Consider the following 22,421-nt stretch of genomic DNA (forward strand, 5'->3'; position numbering starts at 1 on the left):
GAATATTTTTCCTGTAATTATCAATGCGATAAATAAAAGCGTTGTTTTTAATAACATAAATTAATGTAAGCATTGACGGTATTTTACATTTCGCTGAATTGACCCCGACTTGCGGCTGTGCCTTAATAGCCGTATCGCCCAAAAGGGTATACTCAGGAAAAGAAAGTGAGTCAGGCTACGCGTATGCGAAAACGACATCGATTTAACACCCGGATGACCCGCATCATACTGCTCATCAGTTTCCTGTTTTTCTTTGGCCGCTTTGTTTATTCCTCCATTGGCGCCTGGTATCACCATCAGGACAAAATTCAGTCGCAGCAATCAGGTCTTGTAGTGGATTCGCCCGAGCGCTAAAGCGTGTTCGCTCCAGGCAGACAAACTGTATCGCACTGTATCCCGAGCGCTACGCTGACAAACCGGTACAAAACACCCGCAAAAGCAAACATCCCCGATACATAAAAATGGTCTTCTGTGTCCCTCGCCATAATAAACTGATGAGGAGAGACACCGATGATTCGTCGATATTTCCTGCTTCCTGTATTTGCGCTGACGTCCTTTGCTGGCGCACTGGCCGCACCGTTGGATGGCCTGAGCGCCGGTGATGTTAATGGCCCGGCCGCCGTAGCGCCGCAGGAAAAACCCCAGCCGCCAGCAAAACTGATCGTCGACCCACCGCTGGCGGGACCGCTGAGTAAAGGTGCGGTCTTTATTCAGTACCGCGTCGAAAACCTGCGCATTGAACCTGTATTTGGACCCGACGCGCTGAAAGTCACTCCGCGTATCGGCCATATTCACGTAGTGGTGGATGACGCGCCCTGGCACTGGGCTGATACCAGCGGCGAGCCGGTGATCCTGGTCGGGCTGCCCGCCGGGAAACACAAGGTAACCATCATCGTTGCCGACCCGACGCATAAGCCCATCGACCATAAAACCGTTGAATTCACCGTACCGCCCCACGCGGCGGTTCATCACTTTTAAGGAGCCTGTTATGAAAGCATTGTCTGTATTAACAGCGGCGCTGCTGGCGGTTTCCACCAGCGCGCTGGCAGAGACGAAAGCCAGCGTGGTGCTGGTGCACGGGGCGTTTGCCGACGGGAGCAGCTGGAATAAGGTGATCACCCGGCTGCAAAAACACCATACCGAGGTCATTGCGGTACAACTTCCGCTCACGTCTCTGAAAGATGATGTCGCCGCCACGCAGCGTGCTATTGCCCGGGCTCATGGGGATGTGGTGCTGGTCGGTCACTCCTGGGGCGGGACGGTAATCAGCGAGGCGGGAAACAATGCCCGCTGAAGTCACTGGTTTACGTTGCCGCTTTTGCGCCGGATTCCGGCCAGTCGACGGCAGAACTGGCAAATAGCTTCCCTGATCCGCCAGGGAGCGCCAGCCTCGCTAAAACGGCAGAGGGGTATTTATATCTGCCGACAAAAGCGGTCAGCGAGAATTTTGCCCCTGACGTGAAGGACGTTGAGCGCAGCGTGATTGCCGCGACGCAGAGCCCCATTAAGGCCAATGCGTTTGGGGAGAAAGTCGCGCATGCCGCCTGGCATGACAAACCGAGCTGGTATGTGGTCAGCAAAAATGACCGGATGATCAATCCTGAGCTTGAGCGCGCAATGGCGAAGAAAATCAACGCCAACACCACGGAGGTTGCGGCAAGCCATGTATCGATGGTCAGCCAGCCGGACGTTGTTACCCGTACGATTGAACAGGCGTTATCGGGTCAACAGTGATAAAAAAAGCCCGCATGATGAACGGTCCGACTTCGGGCCACGCCATCCTACGGGCTTTATGTACTTCCGGCTCCTGTAACGGGGTTACGTGCGGTTTTGTCACAAACGCGCCTTCGCCCTCACTGAACCATCAGAAGCTATACGTCACCTTCAAACTTCCCACAGGAGACGTTTTTCGCTGAACAATGGGGCTATCGCCCGCCTCTCCCGTCAGCTGCGTAACGCCAGCTGCGGCAAGCAGGCTCCAGCGGGAGGTGAGCTTATGGGTCCAGTCCAGGTTCAGCGAATAGGCGTATATGCCCGATCCGGCATCATGTCGGGCAAATCCCGATGCGGCCGACTGGGCGGCGCTGACCCCGTAGTACGTTTGCATGTACTTGCTGGATCCCCAGCTGCCGGTCAGCGCCAGCGTCACCGAGTTTTCAGGAGAGGTGTAGAGCGGGCTGGCAATGCCAAAGTGCACAGCCTCACCGTTGTCTCTTTCCGAAACCGGGACCTCAGCCTGCAGCTGCACGTTAAGCCAGTCAGTTATCCTGTACCCCAGCCCCGGCACAACGACGACCGAGCCTTTGATGTCACCCATCCCCCGCAGGTAGTCGCTGCCGGAGGCGATTGAATCGCTGCTTACGTCGCGATCCTTACGTCCTGCGCGATAGCTCAGCGCAGCGCTGTAATCCAGGTTGCCAACGCGGTTGCCGTAGCCGAGCCCGCGGGTGGTACTGATAAAGAACCCATTTGCCATCGCGTAATCAACCACCTGAGCCGCAGTAACGCGGCTCTTATCCGAACCGGAATAGCGTGGCGCAACATCCACGCCGCCCCCCAGGGTTAAAACGTTGCCCTGGCGCTGCCCGGCCGCCAGCGCCGGGGTAGCCAGTAACGCCAGGACGGCCCCCGACAGGATGCTTTTCACGCTGCGACCGATGAGTGAACGGGGGAACCTGTGACGCAGTTTGCAGTTTCTCATTAAAGAAGCCCTTTTGGATTCAGATGGTTACGATTCAGGCGGTGTTAAACGCCAGCGCGCTCATTCTGAATACCCTCCCTAAGGTTCTTATGAGCCGAAAATGAAGAAACGCTGAAGCACGTGCTGGTTCTGTAAAGCTGAATGATTTCCTGATACCGTTTTTTTCTTAAGCTGTTCTTCATCCACTGCTGATACCGTTACCTTTGTGAAAATTCTACTAATTGAAGACGACCTGGATCTCGGCAACGGCGTACGTTTCGCCCTTGCAGATCAAGGATTTGATGTCATATGGGTACGCCGGAAAGAGGATGCGCTGCATCAGCTTGAGCTCTGCGTGCCGGAGCTTATCCTGCTCGACCTGGGGCTGCCCGATGGCGATGGCATGAGCCTGATGACGCGTCTGCGTCAGCAGCTCCGGGGGATCCCCGTCATTATCCTGACGGCGCGAGGCACGCTGCAGGACCGCCTGTGCGGGCTGGACGCGGGCGCGGACGACTATCTGGTCAAACCTTTTGTTCTCGCCGAGCTGCTGGCACGCGTGAGAGCCCTTGCGCGACGCAGTTACGGTTTTGAAAATGAGGCAATAGAAATTCGCGGTTTGTCGCTTCATATTCCGACGCGTCGCGTAACGGTGAGCGCACGCCACGTTGAGCTGACGGCAAGCGAATATGCGCTGCTTGAAACGTTAATGCTGCGCGCCGATCGCGTGCTTACGCGGCGGTATCTGGAAGAGAGGATATTCGGCACGAAAGAAAATCTCAGCAACGCGCTCGACGTGCATATGGGTAACCTGCGGCGAAAAATTGGCGATGGCTTTGTGCGAACGGTGCGGGGCGTAGGGTACGTCATTGATACCGTACCGGTTCAGAAGGCGGCAGGTTGATGCGTAATTTTTGGTACCGCCTCAGGCTCCCTACGCTGGTCAGGCGAATGCTGGTCGCCCAGATGCTGCTGCTTACGTTGCTCTGGTGTTTCTTTTTAACCTTCATTTTGCTGGAGGACCTGCGCAGCCCTCCAATACTCACGGGCAGTGAGACTTACGAAACCCTTTTTTCCCTTGTTGAGAGCATGGAGGATAGGCCGCAGGCGCGTAATGAGGTGCTGGCCGCGTTCAGCAAGGCGCTGCGGGAGGGTTATGGCGGCGGTGAAGATCCGGAACTCGCTATCAACCTGATCGTTCGCAAGCATAATGAGATTATTTTTTCTTCGCGTGGCGCGCCAACGGAGGTGAAAAATAGCCGTCTGGGGGAAATGCAGCGCGTCCGGACCGGAGACCACACCTGGACGAGCCGCACGCTCAAATCCGCGCGCTCCGACGTTGAAGTCACCCTTTTCACCCCGGCTGGCAGCTGGAATTTCTTTATCTACCTGAACTCGCGCGGCTATTACGTCATGCCGCTGCTGGTATGCATCCCTTTTCTTCTGTTTCCCGCGTGGCTGTCAATCCGCATCGCGATGCGCCCCTGGAACAGGGTAGTGAATGAAATTTCATTGCGCACGCCAGACGATCTCTCTCCCTTAAAAGCCGTTCCCAGGCACAGGGAGCTGCGCCAGACGGTGGACGCGATTAATGACTTTCTCGCCAGGGTGCGGGAAAGCGCCGAAAGGGAAAGGGTGTTTATTGCCGATGCCGCGCACGAGCTGCGTACGCCGCTGGCCGCGATGCGAATCAACGTCGAGGCGCTTCAGTCCTGGGTCATCAGCGAAAGCCAGCAGGAGCTGCTTGCAGGCATTGTTCGCAGCAATAGCCGTGCTGCTCGTCTCGTCAATCAGCTTCTGCTGATGAAGCACAGCGAAGCGCACATCGACACGGAAATGGAGCCAGTGCCGCTGACAACGCTTATTCAGGAGCGAATGGCCGCACTGGAGCCGCTGGCATCGGCACGCGGGATTGAGTTTGAATTCTTCGCCGACGATGAAATCCATGTCGCAGGCATTCGGGAACGTCTGGTGTCGCTGATCGACAATTTAATTGAGAATGCCGTGAAGTACAGCCCTGAGGGTGGACGCATTGAGGTACAACTGCAATCGCGTGATACGTCCGCTCAGCTGCGCGTCTCAGACGCGGGCCCCGGTATCCCGGTTGAACTGCGGGAGCGCGTGTTCGACAGATTTTTCCGGGATCCTAATCAGACCCAAAGCGGGAGTGGACTGGGGCTTGCCATCGTCAAAGCCGTTACGCAGCAACACAACGGCAGGGTCAATCTGAGTACGTCAGCCGAAGGTGGTCTTATGGTGACCGTTGATTTCCCGAATCCGGCGTTCGCATGAACGTAAACCCGGCGCTACACGTCCTGACATGTGTCAGCGCAGCGTTACTTCACGTATGCCGCAGATTGCTTCAATAAAATTACCGTATTTGTTATATTGTTACTTACTAATTATTCACCTCTGCGGTGCCAAAAAGAACAAGATTCACCGCAACCCAGGACAGAAAAATGTTAGATTACCGCTTCCCGACAGCTTTGCAGATGGTTCTCAGCGTAGCGATGGCGGAGCAATCGTGTGAACGTTCGACGAGTGCAATCCTGGCTTACGGCCTGGAAGCGAATCCGAGCTTTATCCGCAAATTAATGGTTCCTCTCGCCCGCGACGGCATTATCGTCTCCACGCTTGGCCGCAACGGCTCTATTCACCTTGGCCGCCCGGCTGAAGAGATCACCCTGCGTGATATCTACCTTTCCGTCACTGAAGATAAAAAGCTGTGGGCGTCCCGTCCTGACGTCCCGGCCCGCTGTGTGGTCAGCGCCAACGCCTGCTGGTACTTCAAATCAATCGCTGATGAAGCGGAGCAGGCTTCGTTAGCGGTTTTAGCGCGCCATACCGTCGCCAGCGCGCTGGAAGAGGTGAAAAAAGCCGATACCAGCGGGTGCGATCCGGTGCCGGAACTCTGTACGCAGCATAAAAAAGCGCCTTAATCCTGACGGATTGCGAAAAAAAAGCCGCCTTCACAATGAAGGCGGCTTTTTGTTATCTGCTACGTCCTACGCAGGCAACACCTCTCTTTCCGCTTTGCCGCGCGTCACGAACTTACGCAGCGTCACGTAAAAGACCGGCGTCAGGAACAGACCAAACAGCGTCACGCCCAGCATCCCGGAGAAGACGGTGATCCCGGTGACGCCGCGGACTTCTGCCCCTGCCCCGTGACCTAGGATCAGTGGAATGGTCCCGGCAATAAAGGCGATAGAGGTCATTACAATCGGGCGTAAACGCAGGCGGCACGCCTCCAGCGCAGCCTCCATGATGCCTTTGCCCTGAATTTCCAGCTCGCGGGCAAACTCCACGATGAGTATCGCGTTTTTACAGGCCAGCCCCATCAGCACGACCAACCCCACCTGCACGAAGACGTTGTTATCGCCCCCGGTCAGCCAGACGCCGAACAGCGCGGAGAGCATCGTCATCGGAACGATAAGGATCACCGCCAGCGGCAGCGTCCAGCTTTCATACAGCGCCGCCAGCACCAGGAACGCCAGCAGCACCGCGACCGGGAAGACGATCAGCGCCGTATTGCCCTGGGTGGCCTGCTGGAAACTCAGGTCCGTCCATTCAATATTCATCCCGTTCGGCAGGATCTGCTTAGACATGGCGTCCAGCTGCGTCATCGCCTGCGCGGAAGAGAGCACCCGCGGGTCAGCATCACCAATAAGATCCGCCGCCGGGTAACCATTGTAGCGGATCACCGGGTCCGGCCCGTAGGTGGTCGTGATTTTCACCATACTGCCAATCGGCACCATTTCGCCCTGGTCATTGCGTGTGCGTAAATTCGCGATATCTTCCACGCTGTCGCGGAACTGCCCGTCGGCCTGTGCCATTACGCGCCAGGTCCGTCCAAACTGGTTAAAGTCGTTTACATATGACGAGCCCAGATAGGTTTGCAGCGTGCCGAAAAGATCGGTAAGCGATACGCCCTGCGCTTTCGCTTTATCACGGTCAACCTGCACATCCAGCTGCGGAACGTTAGCCTGGTAGGTTGAGATTGGGAAATGCATCCCCGGCGTCTGCATAATCGCCCCGGACATGGTGTTCACCGCGTTTTGCAGCGCGCCATAGCCCAGACCAGCACGATCCTGAATGTACAGCGAATAACCCGACCCTTGACCCAGCCCTAAAATCGGCGGCGGCAGAATCGAGAAGCCAAAGCCCTGCTGGATTTGAGCGATTTTCGCATTGATCTCCGCGTTAATTTCCGCCGCACTATGTTTACGCTGGTCGAACGGCTTCAGGCCAAAGAAGACCGTCCCGGTGTTCGGCGTATTGGTGAACTGGAGCGCGTTCAGGCCAGGAAACGCGACCGCATAATCCACACCTTCGGTATTCATCCCGATCTCGCTCATTTTGCGGATCACCGCATCGGTACGCGCCAGCGACGAGCCTTCCGGCATTTTCACGCCGCCGATCAGGTACAGCTTATCCTGCGTCGGAATAAACCCGCCGGGTACGACTTTAAACATCACACCCGCGGCACAAAGCAGCAGCAAATAAACCGCAAACACTGCACCGCGTCGGCCAAGCGTTTTCCCTACCAGTCCCTGATAGCCGGTCGAGCTGCGATGGAAAAAGCGGTTAAACGGACGGAAAATCCAGCCGAACAGACGATCGATAAGCCGGGTCGGGAAATCTTTCGGGGCACCATGCGGCTTCAACAGCAGCGCGGCCAGCGCCGGAGAAAGCGTCAGCGAGTTGATCGCGGAGATCACCGTGGAAATGGCTATCGTTACCGCAAACTGTTTGTAGAACTGGCCGGTCACGCCAGAGAGGAACGCCATCGGCACAAACACTGCACACAGCACCAGCGCAATGGCGATAATCGGCCCGGACACTTCACGCATCGCCTGATGCGCCGCCGCAAGCGGGGCGAGCCCCTCTTCGATATTTCGCTCGACGTTCTCCACCACCACGATGGCATCATCCACCACGATACCGATGGCCAGCACCAGCCCGAACAGGCTCAGGGTATTCAGCGAGAAGCCCAGCAGGTAAAGAATGCTGAAGGTACCCACCACCGATACCGGCACCGCGATCAGCGGGATGATCGACGCGCGCCAGGTTTGCAGGAACAGGATCACCACCAGCACGACCAGCACCACCGCTTCCAGCAGCGTTTGTACAACCGCACGGATCGAGTCGCGCACAAATACCGTTGGGTCGTAAGGTGCCGCCCACTTCATATCGTCCGGGAAACGGGTGGACAGTTCGTCCATTTTGGCGCGCACCGCGTTAGACAGATCGATGGCGTTTGCCCCCGGCGACTGGAAGATACCAATCCCGACCGCGTCTTTATTGTTCAGCTGGGAGCGCAGCGCATAGCTGCCGGAACCCATCTCGATACGCGCCACGTCGCGCAGGCGGACGACCGTACCGTCCTGCGTTGTTTTCAGGACAATATTGCCAAACTCTTCTTCGGTATGCAGACGGCCCTGGGCGTTAATGGAGATCAGGAAATCGCTCTCTTTCGGCAGCGGCTCGGCGCCAAGCTGCCCGGCGGATACCTGTACGTTTTGCTCCTGCATCGCCGTCACCACGTCCGAGGCCGTCAGTCCGCGCGCCGCCACCTTGTTTGGATCCAGCCAGACGCGCATCGCGTATTCACCCGAGCCGAAAATCTGGATCTGACCCACGCCGGGCAGACGCGCCAGCTCGTCCTTCACCTTCAGCGTGGCGTAGTTACGCATATACAGTGAATCGTACTTACCGCCAGGCGAAAAGAGATGCACCACCAGCGTCAGCGTTGGCGACTGTTTCTGAGTCGTGATGCCCAGACGCCGAACGTCTTCCGGCAGACGCGCCTCGGCCTGTGCAACGCGGTTTTGCACCTGTACCTGCGCCTGATCCGGGTCGGTACCCGGACGGAAGGTGACGGTAGTCACCAGCACGCCATCGGAGCCCGCGACGGATTTCATGTACATCATGTTTTCAACGCCGTTGATCGCCTCTTCCAGCGGCGTCGCCACGGTTTCGGCAATCACTTTCGGGTTAGCGCCCGGGTACTCGGCGCGCACCTGCACGCTTGGCGGCACGACATCAGGATATTCGCTCACCGGCAGCAGCGGGATGGCGATTAATCCTGTGATAAAAATCAGAATCGACAGTACGGCGGCAAAAATCGGCCTGTCGATGAAAAAACGGGAAAAGTCCATGGATTGGATTCTCAGGTAAGGGATCAGTTGAGGGCGGCGCTGGCGGTCATGGCAACGGTTTTCGCGTTAACCGGCATACCCGGCATAAACACTTTTTGTAAACCATCGACGATGACTTTATCCCCGGGATTCAGCCCCTGCTGTACGATACGTAAACCGTCGGCCAGACGCCCCGGCGTAATATCGCGGCGCTGCGCTTTCCCGTCTTTATCAACGACATAAACATACTTACGATCCTGATCGGTCAGCACCGCCTTATCGTCAACAAGCGTGGCTTTAAATTCCGCACTGCCCGGCAGGCGCACGCGTGCGAAGAGTCCCGGCGTGAACTGACGCTGTGAGTTATCCAGCAGCGCGCGCATGCGGATTGTACCGGTACTCGGCGTGAGCTGGTTATCCAGGAAATCCACTTTGCCCTGATGGGGATAGCCCTCCTCACCCGTCAGACCAATCTCCACCGGCAGCGCCGTGTGGTGACTGGACGCCCCCTGCCCGCTGCGGGCCAGGTTCTGATAGTGAAGATAGGTGGACTCGTCCACGTCGAAGTAGACGTAAACCGTCTTCTGTGAGACCAGGGTGGTGAGCACGCTGGCGCTGTCACCCGCAGTCACCAGGTTACCGCTGGTGATCAGCGCCCGGCTGGCGCGACCGTCGATAGGCGCGGTCACTTTGGTGAAGTCGAGGTTGAGCTGCGCGGCATCAACCGCCGCCTGCGCCGCGCGAATATCGGCCTGCGCCTGGGTAGCGGCGGAACGGCGCTGCTCCCACTCTTCACGGGATACCACGTTGGTATTGACTAATTTATCAGTACGGTTAGCCTCGCTTCGCGCCAGGCTGGCCTGCGTTTTGGCTCTCGCCAGGTTCGCCTGCGCCTGTTCCAGCGCCGCGCGATAGGTTCGGTCATCAATCGTGAACAGCACCTCGCCCTTTTTCACCTCCTGGCCGTCGGTGTAATTCACTTTATCAATGTAGCCGGAGACGCGTGGGCGCAGCTGAACGCTTTCCACCGCTTCAATGCGACCGTTAAAGCTGTCCCACTGGCTAATGGATTTCACCACCACGTCAGCTGCGCTGACGACGGGCGCTTGCGGTGCGGCATTTTGCGCGACGCTGTCATCGCACCCGACGAGAAGCACGGAGAGTAAAACCACCCCCGTCGCGCTCAGATGAAAGTAACCCCAGGTTTTTTGCAGGCTCATTATTTTTATTCCGGTTATTGTAGCCGCCGGGCAAGACGCAGCGGGAGGCGCCGCGCCACTTCCTTTGTCCGGTCTGGCTTAAGGCCATTTGTGTCGTTCATCGCCACAAAACTGTAACAGTTGCGAATACACTATCGCGGCGATTGTAGGAAGGCGCTTAATTAAGTGCAAGAATAATTGTTGCACTTTATGTGCTATTTGCCGCGAAAGTAAATCACGGGTTTTGAGAAGGGATTTAAATGTAACAATAAAACTTGCAATTAATATCAAAACGGGCCACCTTTAAGTGCAACAAACAAAGATGCTTTTAATGCGTGGCGTAGGGGGAAGCAAGATGAACACGGGTGCATTCATTCACGATTTGCTCGACTGGATCGACAACAACCTTGATAGCCGCCTGGACATTGAAACCGTCTCCAGGCGAGCCGGCTATTCGAAATGGCATCTCCAGCGGATCTTCAAAGAACATACCGGCTCCCCTCTCGCCGAATATATTCGCGCGCAAAAGCTGCAAAAATCGGTTGAGCGCTTAGCCCAAAGCGATGAACCGATTCTGAACGTGGCGATCGCGCTGGGCTTTGACTCTCAGCAGTCCTTCAACCGCAGCTTTAAGCGTCAGTATGGTCAGGCGCCAGGGGCATGGCGACGCAGTATCGGCTGCCGTGGATCCCGACAGATGAGCCAATAATTCACGTCCCGTTCGGATATCAGTTACAAAAGAAAAACCCTCTGTAAACAGAGGGTTTTATCAGTCTTACCTGCTTATAACTTCGCAGGAAAGGTTATGGGCTTACTCCCACTCGATCGTCGCCGGTGGCTTGCCGCTGATGTCATACACCACGCGGGAAATGCCGTTCACTTCGTTGATGATGCGGTTAGACACGCGGCCTAAGAAGTCATACGGCAGGTGCGCCCAGTGCGCGGTCATGAAGTCGATGGTTTCAACCGCACGCAGGGAGACAACCCAGTCGTACTTGCGGCCATCGCCCATCACGCCGACGGAGCGAACCGGCAGGAACACGGTGAACGCCTGGCTTACCTTGTTGTACAGGTCAGCCTTGTGCAGCTCTTCAATGAAGATCGCGTCCGCGCGACGCAGCAGGTCGCAGTACTCTTTCTTCACTTCGCCCAGCACGCGTACACCGAGGCCCGGGCCCGGGAATGGGTGACGGTAGAGCATGTCGTACGGCAGCCCCAGCTCCAGACCGATCTTACGCACTTCGTCTTTGAATAGCTCACGCAGTGGTTCAACCAGGCCCATCTTCATCTCTTTCGGCAGGCCGCCCACGTTGTGGTGAGATTTGATGACGTGTGCTTTACCGGTTGCGGAGGCGGCGGATTCGATCACGTCAGGGTAGATAGTGCCCTGCGCCAGCCATTTCACGTCTTCCAGCTTCAGCGCTTCTTCGTCGAACACTTCCACGAATACGCGGCCGATGATTTTACGTTTCGCTTCCGGATCGTTCTCGCCTTTCAGCGCGTCCAGGAAGCGCTGCTCGCCTTCCACGTGAACGATGTTCAGACCGAAGTGGTCGCCGAACATGTCCATGACCTGCTGGGCTTCGTTCAGACGCAGCAGGCCGTTGTCCACGAAGACGCAGGTCAGGTTTTTGCCGATGGCGCGGTGCAGCAGCATCGCGGTCACGGAGGAGTCCACGCCGCCGGAGAGGCCGAGGATCACTTTGTCATCACCAACCTGCTGGCGGATACGCTCCACGGCGTCGTCGATGATTTTTGCCGGGGTCCACAGGGCTTCACACTGGCAGATATCACGCACGAAGCGCTCCAGCATGCGCATACCCTGACGGGTGTGAGTCACTTCCGGGTGGAACTGCACGCCGTAGAAGCGTTTTTCTTCGTTCGCCATAATCGCGAACGGGCAGCTTTCGGTGCTGGCTACGGTCACGAAGTCCGACGGGATAGCGGTGACTTTGTCGCCGTGGCTCATCCACACGTCCAGCAGCGGTTTGCCGTCTGCGGTCAGGGAGTCTTCGATACCGCGCACCAGCGCGCTGTCGGTGACGACTTCAACCTGCGCGTAGCCGAACTCACGCTCGTTAGAGCCTTCTACGTGGCCGCCCAGCTGCATCGCCATAGTCTGCATGCCGTAGCACACGCCGAACACCGGTACGCCAGCTTCGAATACGTACTGCGGCGCGCGCGGGCTGTTCTCTTCGGTGGTGCTCTCCGGGCCGCCGGACAGGATGATGCCGCTTGGATTGAACTCGCGAATCTGTGCTTCCGTGACATCCCACGCCCACAGCTCACAGTATACGCCCAGCTCACGCACGCGACGCGCCACCAGTTGAGTGTACTGAGAACCAAAATCGAGGATGAGGATGCGATGTTTATGAATGTTTTCCGTCATTGACGCTAATTCCGAGGCAAGTGAAACAGATTAAATAAATCGCCCGACACGAGGTCGGGCGAAGAAAATCATGATCCCAGACGGTAGTTCGGGGACTCTTTGGTGATCGTCACGTCGTGCACGTGGCTCTCCTGGATACCCGCACCGCTGATGCGTACGAATTCCGCTTTGGTACGCAGCAGGTCAATGGTACCACAGCCGGTCAGTCCCATACAGGAACGCAGGCCGCCCATCTGCTGGTGGATGATCTCTTTCAGACGGCCTTTATAGGCCACGCGGCCTTCGATGCCTTCCGGTACCAGTTTGTCAGCGGCGTTATCGGTCTGGAAGTAACGGTCGGAGGAACCTTTGGACATCGCGCCCAAGGAGCCCATACCGCGGTAGGATTTGTAAGAACGGCCCTGGTAGAGTTCGATTTCGCCCGGGGATTCTTCGGTACCGGCCAGCATGGAGCCCACCATCACGGCTGCGGCACCTGCGGCGATCGCTTTGGCGATGTCGCCAGAGAAGCGGATACCGCCGTCCGCGATAACCGGAATACCGGTGCCTTCCAGCGCTTCAACCGCGTCAGACACCGCGGTGATCTGCGGAACGCCCACGCCGGTGACGATACGGGTAGTACAGATAGAGCCAGGGCCGATACCCACTTTCACCGCGCTGCAACCGGCTTCCGCCAGCGCGCGAGCACCTGCGCCCGTAGCCACGTTACCGCCGATGATCTGGAGATCCGGGTATTTAGCACGGGTTTCACGAATACGTTGCAGAACGCCTTCGGAGTGGCCATGTGAGGAGTCAATCAGCAGCACGTCAACGCCCGCGGCAACCAGCGCGTCAACGCGCTCTTCGTTACCTGCGCCCGCGCCAACCGCAGCGCCGACGCGCAGACGGCCATGCTCGTCTTTACAGGCGTTCGGTTTACGTTCTGCTTTCTGGAAATCTTTAACGGTGATCATGCCACGCAGGTGGAAGTTCGCATCCACAACCAGCGCTTTCTCAACGCGTTTTTCGTGCATTTTCGCCAGCACCACGTCGCGGGTTTCGCCTTCGCGAACGGTCACCAGGCGCTCTTTTGGCGTCATATAGACGCTGACAGGCTGGTTCAGGTCAGTCACGAAACGCACATCACGACCGGTGATGATGCCCACCAGCTCGTTGTCTTCGGTCACAACCGGGTAACCTGCAAAGCCGTTACGCTCGGTTAGCGCTTTCACTTCGTGCAGGGTGGTGGTTGGCAGAACGGTCTGAGGATCGGACACGATACCGGATTCATGTTTCTTCACGCGGCGAACTTCTTCCGCCTGACGCTCGATAGACATGTTTTTGTGGATAAAGCCAATGCCGCCTTCCTGTGCCAAAGCGATAGCCAGACGCGCTTCAGTCACGGTGTCCATTGCTGCGGAGAGCATAGGAATGTTCAGACGAATGGTTTTCGTCAACTGCGTGCTGAGGTCGGCAGTATTCGGCAGAACGGTGGAATGAGCGGGAACGAGGAGGACGTCGTCAAACGTCAGTGCTTCTTTAGCGATACGTAGCATGGGCAATATCTCTGACCTGGGTGGTTAAATATTGCCGTGGCATTATACAGAGCGTAACCGATTGCATCTACACTTTTTTGAAAAAAATGCTTGCGATCGCCTCTCAGCAGGTTACTATCGACTGAATAACTTGCTGATTTAGAATTTGATCCCGCTCACATGTTATCCTCTCAATCCCCCTCAATTTATACTGTCAGCCGCCTTAATCAGACGGTGCGTTTGCTGCTTGAGCAGGAAATGGGACAGGTCTGGATCAGCGGTGAAATCTCTAACTTCACGCAGCCTGCTTCCGGTCACTGGTACTTTACGCTAAAAGACGACACCGCTCAGGTGCGCTGCGCGATGTTCCGCAACAGCAATCGTCGCGTGACGTTCCGCCCTCAGCATGGCCAGCAGGTTCTGGTTCGCGCCAACATTACCCTGTATGAGCCGCGCGGCGATTATCAGATTATCGTCGAGAGCATGCAGCCCGCCGGTGAAGGCTTGCTGCAACAGAAGTACGAGCAGTTAAAAGCCATGCTTTCGGCTGAGGGATTGTTTGACCAGCAGTTTAAAAAGCCCCTGCCCTCACCTGCCCACTGTGTTGGAGTTATCACCTCGAAAACCGGCGCGGCGCTGCACGATATTTTGCACGTCCTGAAGCGCCGTGACCCTTCCCTGCCCGTCATTATCTACCCAACTGCCGTTCAGGGTGACGATGCGCCGGGGCAGATCGTGCGCGCGATTGAGCTGGCGAATGCGCGTCAGGAGTGCGATGTCCTGATCGTCGGGCGCGGCGGCGGCTCGCTGGAAGACCTGTGGAGCTTTAACGACGAGCGCGTGGCGCGGGCAATCTTTGCCAGCCTTATCCCTGTGGTGAGCGCCGTCGGCCATGAAACGGATGTGACGATAGCCGATTTTGTCGCGGATTTACGCGCGCCCACGCCGTCCGCGGCGGCAGAGGTGGTCAGCCGTAATCAGCAGGAGCTGCTGCGCCAGATCCAGAACGGGCAGCAGCGCCTGGAGATGGCGATGGACTACTTCCTCGCCAACCGTACCCGCCGCTTTACCCAGCTTCATCATCGTCTGCAACAGCAGCATCCGCAATTGCGTCTGGCGCGTCAGCAAACCGTACTGGAGCGTCTGCGTCAGCGGATGAACTTCGCGCTGGATAACCAGCTTAAGAAAGCGATATCGCGCCAGCAGCGCACGACTCAGCGTCTGAACCAGCAGAATCCGCAGCCAAAGATTTATCGCGCACAAACGCGGATCCAGCAGCTTGAGTTCCGCCTCGCGGAAAATATCCGCTCACGCCTGAGCGCCACCCGCGAGCGTTTTGGCAATGCGGTCACCCATCTGGAAGCCGTCAGCCCACTCTCCACGCTGGCCCGCGGCTATAGCGTGACCACCGCGACGGACGGCAAAGTGCTGAAGCAGACGAAGCAGGTTAAAGCAGGGGATGTGCTCACCACCCGGCTTTCTGACGGCTGGGTCGAGAGTGAAGTGAAAGAGATCAAACCGGTGAAAAAAACGCGTCAGCGTAAAAGCGGATAAATCTTCGCCGGTTACAAACTATACTGCTGCTATTGCCTTTTTTAATAAGGAGAGCAGCATGCCCCATCTACATAGCGTCATCCCTCCGTATATTCTTCGCCGTATTATCGAAAGCGGTTCTGAGCCGCAGCAGCGCTGCGCCCGTCAGACCTTAACCCACGTCCAGACGCTGATGGCCCATATGCCGGGCAAACCCGCCGCGCCGCATGTGAATAAAGCCGGTCAGCTTGAGCGTGACATCTACGATGCGAAACAGACCCAGGAGCTGCCGGGTACCCAGGTACGCTATGAAGGCCAGCCCTCCAACGGAGATGTGGCGGTGGATGAAGCGTACGATTATCTGGGTATTACCCATGATTTCTTCTGGAAAGAATATCAGCGCGATTCGCTCGATAACAAAGGGCTGATCCTCACCGGCACCGTGCACTATGGCCGTGAGTATCAAAACGCCTTCTGGAACGGCCAGCAGATGGTCTTTGGCGATGGCGACGGGGAAATCTTCAACCGCTTTACCATTGCCATCGACGTGGTAGCGCATGAGCTTAGCCACGGCGTGACGGAGACCGAAGCCGGACTCATCTACTTTGAACAATCGGGCGCGCTGAATGAGTCGTTATCCGACGTGTTCGGTTCGCTGGTGAAGCAATACCATCTTAAGCAAACCGCCGATAAAGCAGACTGGCTGATTGGTGAAGGGCTGCTGGCGGAGGGCATCAACGGGAAAGGGCTTCGCTCCATGTCTGAACCCGGCACGGCCTATAACGATCCGCTGCTCGGTAAAGATCCGCAGCCCGGGCATATGAAAGATTTCATCAAAACGCGCGAGGATAACGGCGGCGTACACCTTAACTCCGGTATCCCCAACCGCGCGTTTTACCTGGCCGCAACGGCGATCGGTGGCTACGCCTGGGAAAAAGCGGGTTATGCCTGGTACGACACGGTTTGCGATCGCAACCTGGCGCAGGATGCGGATTTTGATGCCTTTGCAAAACTGACGATAGCGCACGGCGAGAAACGCTCCGGTAGCGACGTTGGGGCGGCTATAAAACAAGCCTGGGAACAGGTAGGAGTGCTGTAATGCAGGTTCCGGAACTGACGGATGACGCCGTGGTTGAGCTGGCCCGGGAAGGCGGCGTCGCTTTTATCCCTAAGCTGAGCGGCCAGCGCACCATTGCGCTCTCCTCGCTTAATGAGGCCCAGCGCCAGCGCCTGGTGAGCATTCTGGAGCAGGCTTTCCCGCGCGGCCAGCCGCCCGGGCAAGCCTCTTCCCCCGGCAGAGGTGACCAGCGCTATTTCCGCATCCAGATTATCTGGACCGGCCAAAATCAGGCGCACTACGCCGATATCATCGTGCTGGTACCCGAGCAGGAAGCACCCGAGTCGCTGGTGGAACTGTGGCAGAAAGGTGAAGGCTGCGTGTGCGATTAACCTTCAGCCCGAACAAACTCCACGCGTTTTTTAGAGATAAGACCGTGGCCGTTCTGGCAAAAGTAATCCACCGCACCGCAGGCCTTGAGTACCTGAAGCGGTTGATGGCAATCAGGGCAGCGCGCTTCGAGGGGAATATCGTTATTGCAACTGTCGCAGTGCGCGATACCGTTTTGCGGCTCGAGCGCTGCGTGGCAATCCGGACAGGTTATCGACATGCTCTCTCCTGTTGAGGTGGGCCGGGGCTGGATAACTGCCCCGGCAGGCTGAATAGTATCAGGCTTCGGTAGCCGGTTTTGTCTGCACATTTTCCAGCATGCGACGCACCGGAACAATGAGGACGATCAGCACCGCAGCACAAATCAACAGCGCGATGGAGCAACGGGCAAAGAGGTCTGGCAGCATATCCAGCTGGTCGGCCTTCACGTGACCACCAATCAGGCCCGCAGCCAGGTTACCCAGCGCACTGGCGCAGAACCACAGGCCCATCATCTGACCGCGCATTCTTTCCGGCGCCAGCAGGGTCATGGTTGCCAGACCAATCGGACTCAGGCACAGTTCCCCGAGCGTCAGCATCAGGATACTGCCCACCAGCCAGAACGGAGAAACCCCTGCTCCACCGTTGCTCAGCACGTTCTGTGCCGCCAGCATCATCAGGCCGAAGCCCGCCGCCGCGCACAAAATACCGATCACGAACTTGGTGATACTGCTCGGGCGAATATTATTGCTCGCCAGCTTCGGCCATGCCCAGCTAAATACCGGTGCCAGCAGAATGATAAACAGGGCATTAATCGACTGGAACCACACCGCCGGGATCTCAAAATCACCGATCATGCGGTTAGTGTAGTCGTTGGCGAACAGGTTGAAAGAGGTTGGCTTCTGCTCGAACGCGGACCAGAAGAACGCGGCGGAGACCAGCAGAATAAAGCATACCAGCAGCCTTGCGCGCTCTTTGCGATTCAGCCCGGCGAAGATGAACAGGTAGATGAAGTAGAGCGCGACGGAGGCGGCAATCACATATACCAGCACGCTGGCCACCGCGACCGGATTAATCACAATCACGCCCTGGGCAATCAACGTGACGATGATTGCAACACCCACAGCCAGCGCCAGCAGCCAGGCACCCACGCCGTTACGTTTCACTACTGGACTGTTCCAGGTGGAGTCCAGACCGACTTCGCTGTCGTAGCGCTTCATGGCCGGAACGGCAAACACGCGGAAGATAATCAGGGCGACCAGCATCCCGATACCGCCGATACCAAAGCCCCAGTGCCAGCCGTGGGTTTTAATCAGCCAGCCGGAAATCAGAGGAGCAATGAACGAGCCCATGTTGATGCCCATATAGAACAGCGAGAAACCGCCGTCACGACGCGCATCGCCCTTTTTGTAGAGGGTACCGACCATGACCGAGATACAGGTCTTGAACAGGCCGGAGCCGAGCACGATGAACATCAGGCCGATGAAGAACAGGTTGTCGCCCATAATGGCCGACAGGGCAATCGACAGGTGCCCAAGCGCAATCAAAATCGAACCGTACCAGACGGCCCGCTGCTGGCCGAGCCAGTTATCCGCCAGCCAGCCGCCCGGCAGTGCGGCGAGGTACATGGTGCCCGCGAAGATGCCGACAATCGCCGAGGCGTTTTCACGCGCCAGGCCCATCCCCCCGTCGTACACGGTGGCGGCCATAAACAGGATCAATAGCGGGCGAATACCGTAAAACGAGAAACGCTCCCACATCTCGGTGAAGAACAGCGAACCGAGCGGATAAGGATGGCCGAAGAAGGTTCGGCTCTCTTTTTGATTAACAGAGGATTGCATAATTCTCCCGAAAGGTATGTGTCGTGCTTGTAAACACCAGCATGTACGCCGAACGGTTACGTATCCGATCGATTTTTTACATGCGGCGAAATATTGGTTAACCATTTGATAACCAGGCGCTAGTTTTGTCTAGTACCGAACCCTGGACTTTAAGATGAAAATTCGACGATTGTCTACTTTCTTAGATATAAACATGGTTAAAAGCGAATAGTGATTGACATCACAAAGGGAAGGCAGGCCTTTTGAATGAGCGAAAAAACCCGCGACAGGCGCGGGTTTTAGTGAGTTCGGTAAGAATTATTTGCTTTTCTTAATGTGCTTAATCAAACGCTTACGCTTACGCATCTGGTTCGGCGTCAGGGTATTACGTTTATTCGCAAACGGGTTTTCCCCTTCCTTGAACTGAATACGGATAGGCGTACCCATCACGTCCAGCGACTTACGGAAGTAGTTCATCAGGTAGCGTTTGTAGGAGTCCGGCAGGTCTTTCACCTGGTTACCGTGGATCACCACGATAGGCGGGTTATACCCCCCGGCGTGGGCATATTTCAGCTTCACGCGACGGCCACGCACCAGCGGCGGCTGGTGATCTTCTGCTGCCATGTTCATGATACGGGTCAGCATCGCCGTGCTCTGGCGGCGGGTAGAGCTGTCATAGGCTTCACGAACGGATTCGAACAGGTTGCCTACGCCGCTGCCGTGCAGGGCAGAGATGAAGTGAACGCGGGCAAAGTCGATAAAGCCCAGACGGAAGTCCAGCATCTCTTTCACCTGTTCGCGTACTTCATTGCTCAGGCCATCCCACTTGTTGACGACGATAACCAGTGAGCGCCCACTATTAAGGATAAAGCCGAGCAGAGAGAGATCCTGATCGGAGATACCTTCACGTGCGTCAATAACCAGCAGCACCACGTTGGCGTCTTCAATCGCCTGAAGGGTTTTGATCACCGAGAATTTTTCCACTACATCAGTGATTTTCCCGCGCTTACGCACCCCTGCAGTGTCGATAAGTACGTACTCACGTTCATCGCGCTGCATTGGAATGTAAATGCTGTCGCGCGTTGTGCCTGGCATGTCGTAAACCACCACGCGCTCTTCGCCCAGAATACGGTTAGTAAGCGTAGACTTACCTACGTTTGGGCGACCAACGATAGCCAGCTTAATCGGCAGATCCTGCGGGTTGAAGTCATCTTCCGGCTCTTCCTCGCCTTCCTCTCCGGCTTCAAACTGTGCCCAGTATTCGGCGTCTTCGTCCACCTCTTCCGGCGGGTTTACTTCATCAACCCACGGCAGCAGAACGGTTTCCAGCAGGCTGGTGACGCCACGGCCATGCGAGGCCGCGATAGGATAAATATCACCCAGACCTAAAGACCAGAAATCCGCAACGGCCTGATCGGCATCAATGCCGTCAGTTTTGTTCGCCACCAGGAAGGTTGGCTTTTCGCGTGAACGCAGATGTTTAGCGATAGCGGAGTCCGCGGGCATCAGGCCAGCGCGCGCATCCACCATAAACAGAACCACATCCGCTTCTTCGATAGCCAGCAGAGATTGCTCTGCCATGCGGGTTTCTACGCCGTCTTCCGTACCGTCAATACCCCCGGTATCGATACAGATGAACTCGCGTCCTTCCACCTCTGCACGACCGTACTTACGGTCACGCGTCAGCCCCGGGAAATCCGCAACCAGCGCATCACGGGTGCGTGTTAAACGGTTAAAAAGAGTGGATTTTCCAACGTTAGGGCGCCCGACAAGCGCGACCACAGGTACCATGTTTGAAGCCTCATAAAATTCAAAATAACGTCGCTTTCGCAGCGTTTTTAAAAATGTCAAAACGGCTCCTGAGTGAACAGGAGCCGTTTAGTATACTACAACCGCCGTGTAATTAACGCGTGATCGCGTACAGCGTGCCGTCTTTTGCCTGAATCAGCAGTTTACCGTCAGCCACAACCGGGTCGGTCAGGAAGCCTGAGCCGTCCACTTTCTGCTGCGCCACGAAGCGGCCATTCTCTGGATCGATCCAGTGCATATAGCCTTCACTGTCGCCCACCACCAGGCTGCCGTTATACAGTGCCGGTGCGGTCAGCAGACGGTGCAGCAGATCGCTCTGCGTCCACAGCGTCACGCCACCTTCGGTGCTCAGCGCCAGCAGACGGTCGTTCTGATCCACCATATAAATACGGTTGCCGTCGACAATGAAATCGTTCACGGAACCCAGCTCACGTTTCCACATGATCTGGCCGCTACGCAGGTCCAGCGCCGTCAGGTTGCCGTTATACGCCAGCGCGTAAACCACACCGTCAACGATGACCGGCGTGGTGTCCACGTCACTCAGACGGTCGATTTCAGTTGAACCGGTCGCCTGGGAAATACGCTGCTGCCAGATCATCTGACCCTGCTGCATCAGTACTGCGCTGACACGACCGTTGTCACCACCCACAATGGCGGCGCCAAATGCAGTCGCCGGAGCAGATTCACCACGCAGAGACAGCGCTGGCATATCCAGGTTAACCGTCCATTTTACCAGACCATCGGCTTCGTTCAGCGCCTGCAACTGGCCGTTGCTGGTATGGATCAACACCAGGCCGTCGCTGACAACCGGACGTGACAAGGATTCACCGGCAACGCTGGTCTGCCATGCAACCGAACCGTCGCTGGCATTCAGCGCGTAAACCTGCGCTTTTTCGCTGCCCACATACACGTGACCGCCAGCAACGGTCAGGCCGCCAGAAAGCAGCGCAGGTTTACGGGAGAACCAGCCGTCTTTTTCCGCCAGGTTAATGGACCACACTTCTTTTCCGTCATCAGCGTTCAGCGCTTTAACGGTGCCTTTGCGATCGGCCGCATAGACCACGCCGTCAGCAAATGCCGGGTGCAGGTTGGAATAAAAATCGCCAATACCATCACCCACGGAGGTGTCCCAGGCGGTGGACGGAGTGAACTGGTTTTCAACCGTCGGCAGCGGGGACATTTTGACAACGTCTTCTTCGCCACTGAACAGTGAACAACCACTCAATAACGTAACAGAAAGCAGTCCTGGCAGAAGTAATTTACGCAATTGCATTGGGTCCCTCTCAGACGGACAAATTATTTATTTTCATCTGCATCATTTCGCTCAGCGCAGGTGAAGCTTTACTATCCACGCCAGCTTGCCACGCTTTACGCGCGCCCGCTTTATCACCCTTACTCAGCAGTGCTTCACCGCGAAGATCGGCGACAATAGCGGCAAAGCCATCACCTTTGATGGTATCAAGCGTTTTCAGCGCGTCGTCGGCTTTTTTCTGCTGAACCTGAATACGTGCCAGGCGCAGATTGATCACCGCTTTCAGATTTTCGTCACTGGCAGCAGCAAGCCCCTGAGACAGTTGCGCAGCGGCTTTATCCAGTTCGTTTTTATCAACATACTGCTGAGCCACTTCCAGCGCAGCCAGCGCACCGTAGGTGTTTTTGTTGTCAGCGGCAAATTTCTCCGCAGCCGTCAGCGTTTGCGGCTGATCGGCACGGATTGCGCTAACGGTGTTTTCGTAGTTCAGGGATGAACCGCGAGCAGAGTCAGCCTGATGATTGTTCCAGTAACGCCAGCCAACCAGCGCACCAACACCTAAAATAACCCCTACAACCAGTGCCTTGCCGTTTTCAGCAAAGAAGCGTTTAACCGCATCAACCTGGTCGTGTTCGTTCTCGTACATTTCCACGCAGTCCTTC

General features: G+C 56.5%; 19 protein-coding genes and 1 pseudogene. 10 read left to right on the top strand and 10 right to left on the bottom strand.

All coding sequences use genetic code 11. The annotated features are described in order from the left end of the window. Positions 1-183: 183 nt before the first annotated feature. The 3 genes and pseudogenes from ACNQ0T_RS15855 (at position 184) to ACNQ0T_RS15865 (ending at position 1,734) form a co-directional block, all read left to right on the top strand. A complete protein-coding gene (locus ACNQ0T_RS15855) occupies positions 184-354 on the top strand; it encodes a YfgG family protein (RefSeq protein WP_017383512.1) in 171 nt (56 codons plus the stop codon). Between the two features lie 156 nt (positions 355-510). Further along, on the top strand, positions 511-978 hold the full coding sequence (locus tag ACNQ0T_RS15860) for a DUF6130 family protein (RefSeq protein ID WP_045308561.1): 468 nt from the start codon (positions 511-513) through the stop codon (positions 976-978). Between the two features lie 10 nt (positions 979-988). Then, positions 989-1,734 (top strand): annotated as a pseudogene (locus ACNQ0T_RS15865) (alpha/beta fold hydrolase). Between the two features lie 130 nt (positions 1,735-1,864). Here ACNQ0T_RS15865 and ACNQ0T_RS15870 read toward each other — a convergent pair. Further along, entirely contained in the window at positions 1,865-2,701 is an 837-nt protein-coding gene (locus ACNQ0T_RS15870) for a MipA/OmpV family protein (RefSeq protein ID WP_045621476.1), read from the bottom strand. Between the two features lie 205 nt (positions 2,702-2,906). Between ACNQ0T_RS15870 and ACNQ0T_RS15875 the strand changes: the two genes are divergently transcribed. The 3 genes from ACNQ0T_RS15875 (at position 2,907) to ACNQ0T_RS15885 (ending at position 5,619) form a co-directional block, all read left to right on the top strand. Continuing rightward, complete coding sequence (locus ACNQ0T_RS15875) at positions 2,907-3,584, top strand: response regulator (protein ID WP_038416495.1); 678 nt, start codon at positions 2,907-2,909, stop codon at positions 3,582-3,584. Next, the gene (locus tag ACNQ0T_RS15880; protein ID WP_319854392.1) at positions 3,584-4,972 is read left to right on the top strand and encodes a sensor histidine kinase; all 1,389 of its coding nucleotides are present in this window, start codon (positions 3,584-3,586) and stop codon (positions 4,970-4,972) included. Before ACNQ0T_RS15875 ends, ACNQ0T_RS15880 begins: the two co-directional genes overlap by 1 nt. 167 nt (positions 4,973-5,139) lie before the next feature. Further along, a complete protein-coding gene (locus ACNQ0T_RS15885; RefSeq protein WP_417930221.1) occupies positions 5,140-5,619 on the top strand; it encodes an RrF2 family transcriptional regulator in 480 nt (159 codons plus the stop codon). Positions 5,620-5,685: 66 nt separating this feature from the next. On the opposite strand, the gene oqxB is transcribed toward ACNQ0T_RS15885, so the two are convergent. Next, the gene (oqxB, locus tag ACNQ0T_RS15890; protein WP_045621480.1) at positions 5,686-8,838 is read right to left on the bottom strand and encodes a multidrug efflux RND transporter permease subunit OqxB; all 3,153 of its coding nucleotides are present in this window, start codon (positions 8,836-8,838) and stop codon (positions 5,686-5,688) included. A gap of 23 nt (positions 8,839-8,861) precedes the next feature. Then, positions 8,862-10,037, bottom strand: a complete 1,176-nt coding sequence (locus ACNQ0T_RS15895) for an efflux RND transporter periplasmic adaptor subunit (RefSeq protein ID WP_417930222.1) — start codon at positions 10,035-10,037, stop codon at positions 8,862-8,864. Between the two features lie 334 nt (positions 10,038-10,371). On the opposite strand from ACNQ0T_RS15895, the gene ACNQ0T_RS15900 reads away from it, so the two are divergent. Continuing rightward, positions 10,372-10,725: a helix-turn-helix domain-containing protein gene (locus ACNQ0T_RS15900; RefSeq protein WP_006811509.1), complete on the top strand. Its 354-nt coding sequence runs from the start codon at positions 10,372-10,374 to the stop codon at positions 10,723-10,725. 102 nt (positions 10,726-10,827) lie between these two features. Here ACNQ0T_RS15900 and guaA read toward each other — a convergent pair whose 3' ends face one another. After that, positions 10,828-12,405 (bottom strand): glutamine-hydrolyzing GMP synthase, encoded by a 1,578-nt coding sequence (guaA, locus tag ACNQ0T_RS15905; RefSeq protein WP_006811514.1) that lies wholly within the window; start codon positions 12,403-12,405, stop codon positions 10,828-10,830. Positions 12,406-12,473: 68 nt separating this feature from the next. Beyond that, complete coding sequence (guaB, locus tag ACNQ0T_RS15910) at positions 12,474-13,940, bottom strand: IMP dehydrogenase (RefSeq protein WP_003860601.1); 1,467 nt, start codon at positions 13,938-13,940, stop codon at positions 12,474-12,476. 159 nt (positions 13,941-14,099) lie between these two features. On the opposite strand from guaB, the gene xseA reads away from it, so the two are divergent. Genes xseA through ACNQ0T_RS15925 form a run of 3 tightly spaced genes read left to right on the top strand, consistent with a single transcriptional unit; the run spans position 14,100 to position 16,901 of the window. Beyond that, the gene (gene xseA / locus ACNQ0T_RS15915) at positions 14,100-15,473 is read left to right on the top strand and encodes an exodeoxyribonuclease VII large subunit (protein WP_045621484.1); all 1,374 of its coding nucleotides are present in this window, start codon (positions 14,100-14,102) and stop codon (positions 15,471-15,473) included. A 58-nt stretch (positions 15,474-15,531) separates the two neighbouring features. Next, complete coding sequence (locus tag ACNQ0T_RS15920; protein ID WP_023306696.1) at positions 15,532-16,551, top strand: M4 family metallopeptidase; 1,020 nt, start codon at positions 15,532-15,534, stop codon at positions 16,549-16,551. Next, positions 16,551-16,901 carry a protealysin inhibitor emfourin gene (locus tag ACNQ0T_RS15925; protein ID WP_023300706.1) on the top strand — a complete coding sequence of 117 codons (351 nt, stop codon included), beginning with the start codon at positions 16,551-16,553 and terminating at the stop codon, positions 16,899-16,901. The genes ACNQ0T_RS15920 and ACNQ0T_RS15925 overlap by 1 nt, the downstream gene beginning before the upstream one ends. Here ACNQ0T_RS15925 and ACNQ0T_RS15930 read toward each other — a convergent pair. The 5 genes from ACNQ0T_RS15930 to ACNQ0T_RS15950 form a co-directional block, all read right to left on the bottom strand. Then, complete coding sequence (locus tag ACNQ0T_RS15930) at positions 16,898-17,119, bottom strand: zinc ribbon domain-containing protein (protein ID WP_023300707.1); 222 nt, start codon at positions 17,117-17,119, stop codon at positions 16,898-16,900. The genes ACNQ0T_RS15925 and ACNQ0T_RS15930 overlap by 4 nt on opposite strands. A gap of 58 nt (positions 17,120-17,177) precedes the next feature. Then, positions 17,178-18,719, bottom strand: coding sequence for a peptide MFS transporter (locus ACNQ0T_RS15935; protein ID WP_023306697.1), 1,542 nt, complete (start codon positions 18,717-18,719; stop codon positions 17,178-17,180). A 297-nt stretch (positions 18,720-19,016) separates the two neighbouring features. Next, positions 19,017-20,489, bottom strand: coding sequence for a ribosome biogenesis GTPase Der (gene der / locus ACNQ0T_RS15940; RefSeq protein WP_417930223.1), 1,473 nt, complete (start codon positions 20,487-20,489; stop codon positions 19,017-19,019). A 112-nt stretch (positions 20,490-20,601) separates the two neighbouring features. Beyond that, positions 20,602-21,780 (bottom strand): outer membrane protein assembly factor BamB, encoded by a 1,179-nt coding sequence (gene bamB, locus ACNQ0T_RS15945; protein WP_022648999.1) that lies wholly within the window; start codon positions 21,778-21,780, stop codon positions 20,602-20,604. A gap of 10 nt (positions 21,781-21,790) precedes the next feature. Further along, a complete protein-coding gene (locus ACNQ0T_RS15950) occupies positions 21,791-22,411 on the bottom strand; it encodes a YfgM family protein (protein ID WP_032622338.1) in 621 nt (206 codons plus the stop codon). Positions 22,412-22,421: the final 10 nt, after the last annotated feature.

This window comes from Enterobacter cloacae complex sp.6700776, assembly GCF_048284255.1.
Lineage (GTDB): Bacteria > Pseudomonadota > Gammaproteobacteria > Enterobacterales > Enterobacteriaceae > Enterobacter > Enterobacter intestinihominis.

Excerpts from the sequence above, each read along its gene's own strand:
- ACNQ0T_RS15855 (WP_017383512.1), top strand. The coding sequence starts at position 184 with ATGCGAAAACGACATCGATTTAACACCCGGATGACCCGCATCATACTG.
- ACNQ0T_RS15860 (WP_045308561.1), top strand. The coding sequence starts at position 511 with ATGATTCGTCGATATTTCCTGCTTCCTGTATTTGCGCTGACGTCCTTT.
- ACNQ0T_RS15870 (WP_045621476.1), bottom strand. The coding sequence starts at position 2,701 with ATGAGAAACTGCAAACTGCGTCACAGGTTCCCCCGTTCACTCATCGGT.
- ACNQ0T_RS15880 (WP_319854392.1), top strand. The coding sequence starts at position 3,584 with ATGCGTAATTTTTGGTACCGCCTCAGGCTCCCTACGCTGGTCAGGCGA.
- ACNQ0T_RS15885 (WP_417930221.1), top strand. The coding sequence starts at position 5,140 with ATGTTAGATTACCGCTTCCCGACAGCTTTGCAGATGGTTCTCAGCGTA.
- oqxB (WP_045621480.1), bottom strand. The coding sequence starts at position 8,838 with ATGGACTTTTCCCGTTTTTTCATCGACAGGCCGATTTTTGCCGCCGTA.
- ACNQ0T_RS15895 (WP_417930222.1), bottom strand. The coding sequence starts at position 10,037 with ATGAGCCTGCAAAAAACCTGGGGTTACTTTCATCTGAGCGCGACGGGG.
- ACNQ0T_RS15900 (WP_006811509.1), top strand. The coding sequence starts at position 10,372 with ATGAACACGGGTGCATTCATTCACGATTTGCTCGACTGGATCGACAAC.
- guaA (WP_006811514.1), bottom strand. The coding sequence starts at position 12,405 with ATGACGGAAAACATTCATAAACATCGCATCCTCATCCTCGATTTTGGT.
- guaB (WP_003860601.1), bottom strand. The coding sequence starts at position 13,940 with ATGCTACGTATCGCTAAAGAAGCACTGACGTTTGACGACGTCCTCCTC.
- xseA (WP_045621484.1), top strand. The coding sequence starts at position 14,100 with ATGTTATCCTCTCAATCCCCCTCAATTTATACTGTCAGCCGCCTTAAT.
- ACNQ0T_RS15920 (WP_023306696.1), top strand. The coding sequence starts at position 15,532 with ATGCCCCATCTACATAGCGTCATCCCTCCGTATATTCTTCGCCGTATT.
- ACNQ0T_RS15925 (WP_023300706.1), top strand. The coding sequence starts at position 16,551 with ATGCAGGTTCCGGAACTGACGGATGACGCCGTGGTTGAGCTGGCCCGG.
- ACNQ0T_RS15930 (WP_023300707.1), bottom strand. The coding sequence starts at position 17,119 with ATGTCGATAACCTGTCCGGATTGCCACGCAGCGCTCGAGCCGCAAAAC.
- ACNQ0T_RS15935 (WP_023306697.1), bottom strand. The coding sequence starts at position 18,719 with ATGCAATCCTCTGTTAATCAAAAAGAGAGCCGAACCTTCTTCGGCCAT.
- der (WP_417930223.1), bottom strand. The coding sequence starts at position 20,489 with ATGGTACCTGTGGTCGCGCTTGTCGGGCGCCCTAACGTTGGAAAATCC.
- bamB (WP_022648999.1), bottom strand. The coding sequence starts at position 21,780 with ATGCAATTGCGTAAATTACTTCTGCCAGGACTGCTTTCTGTTACGTTA.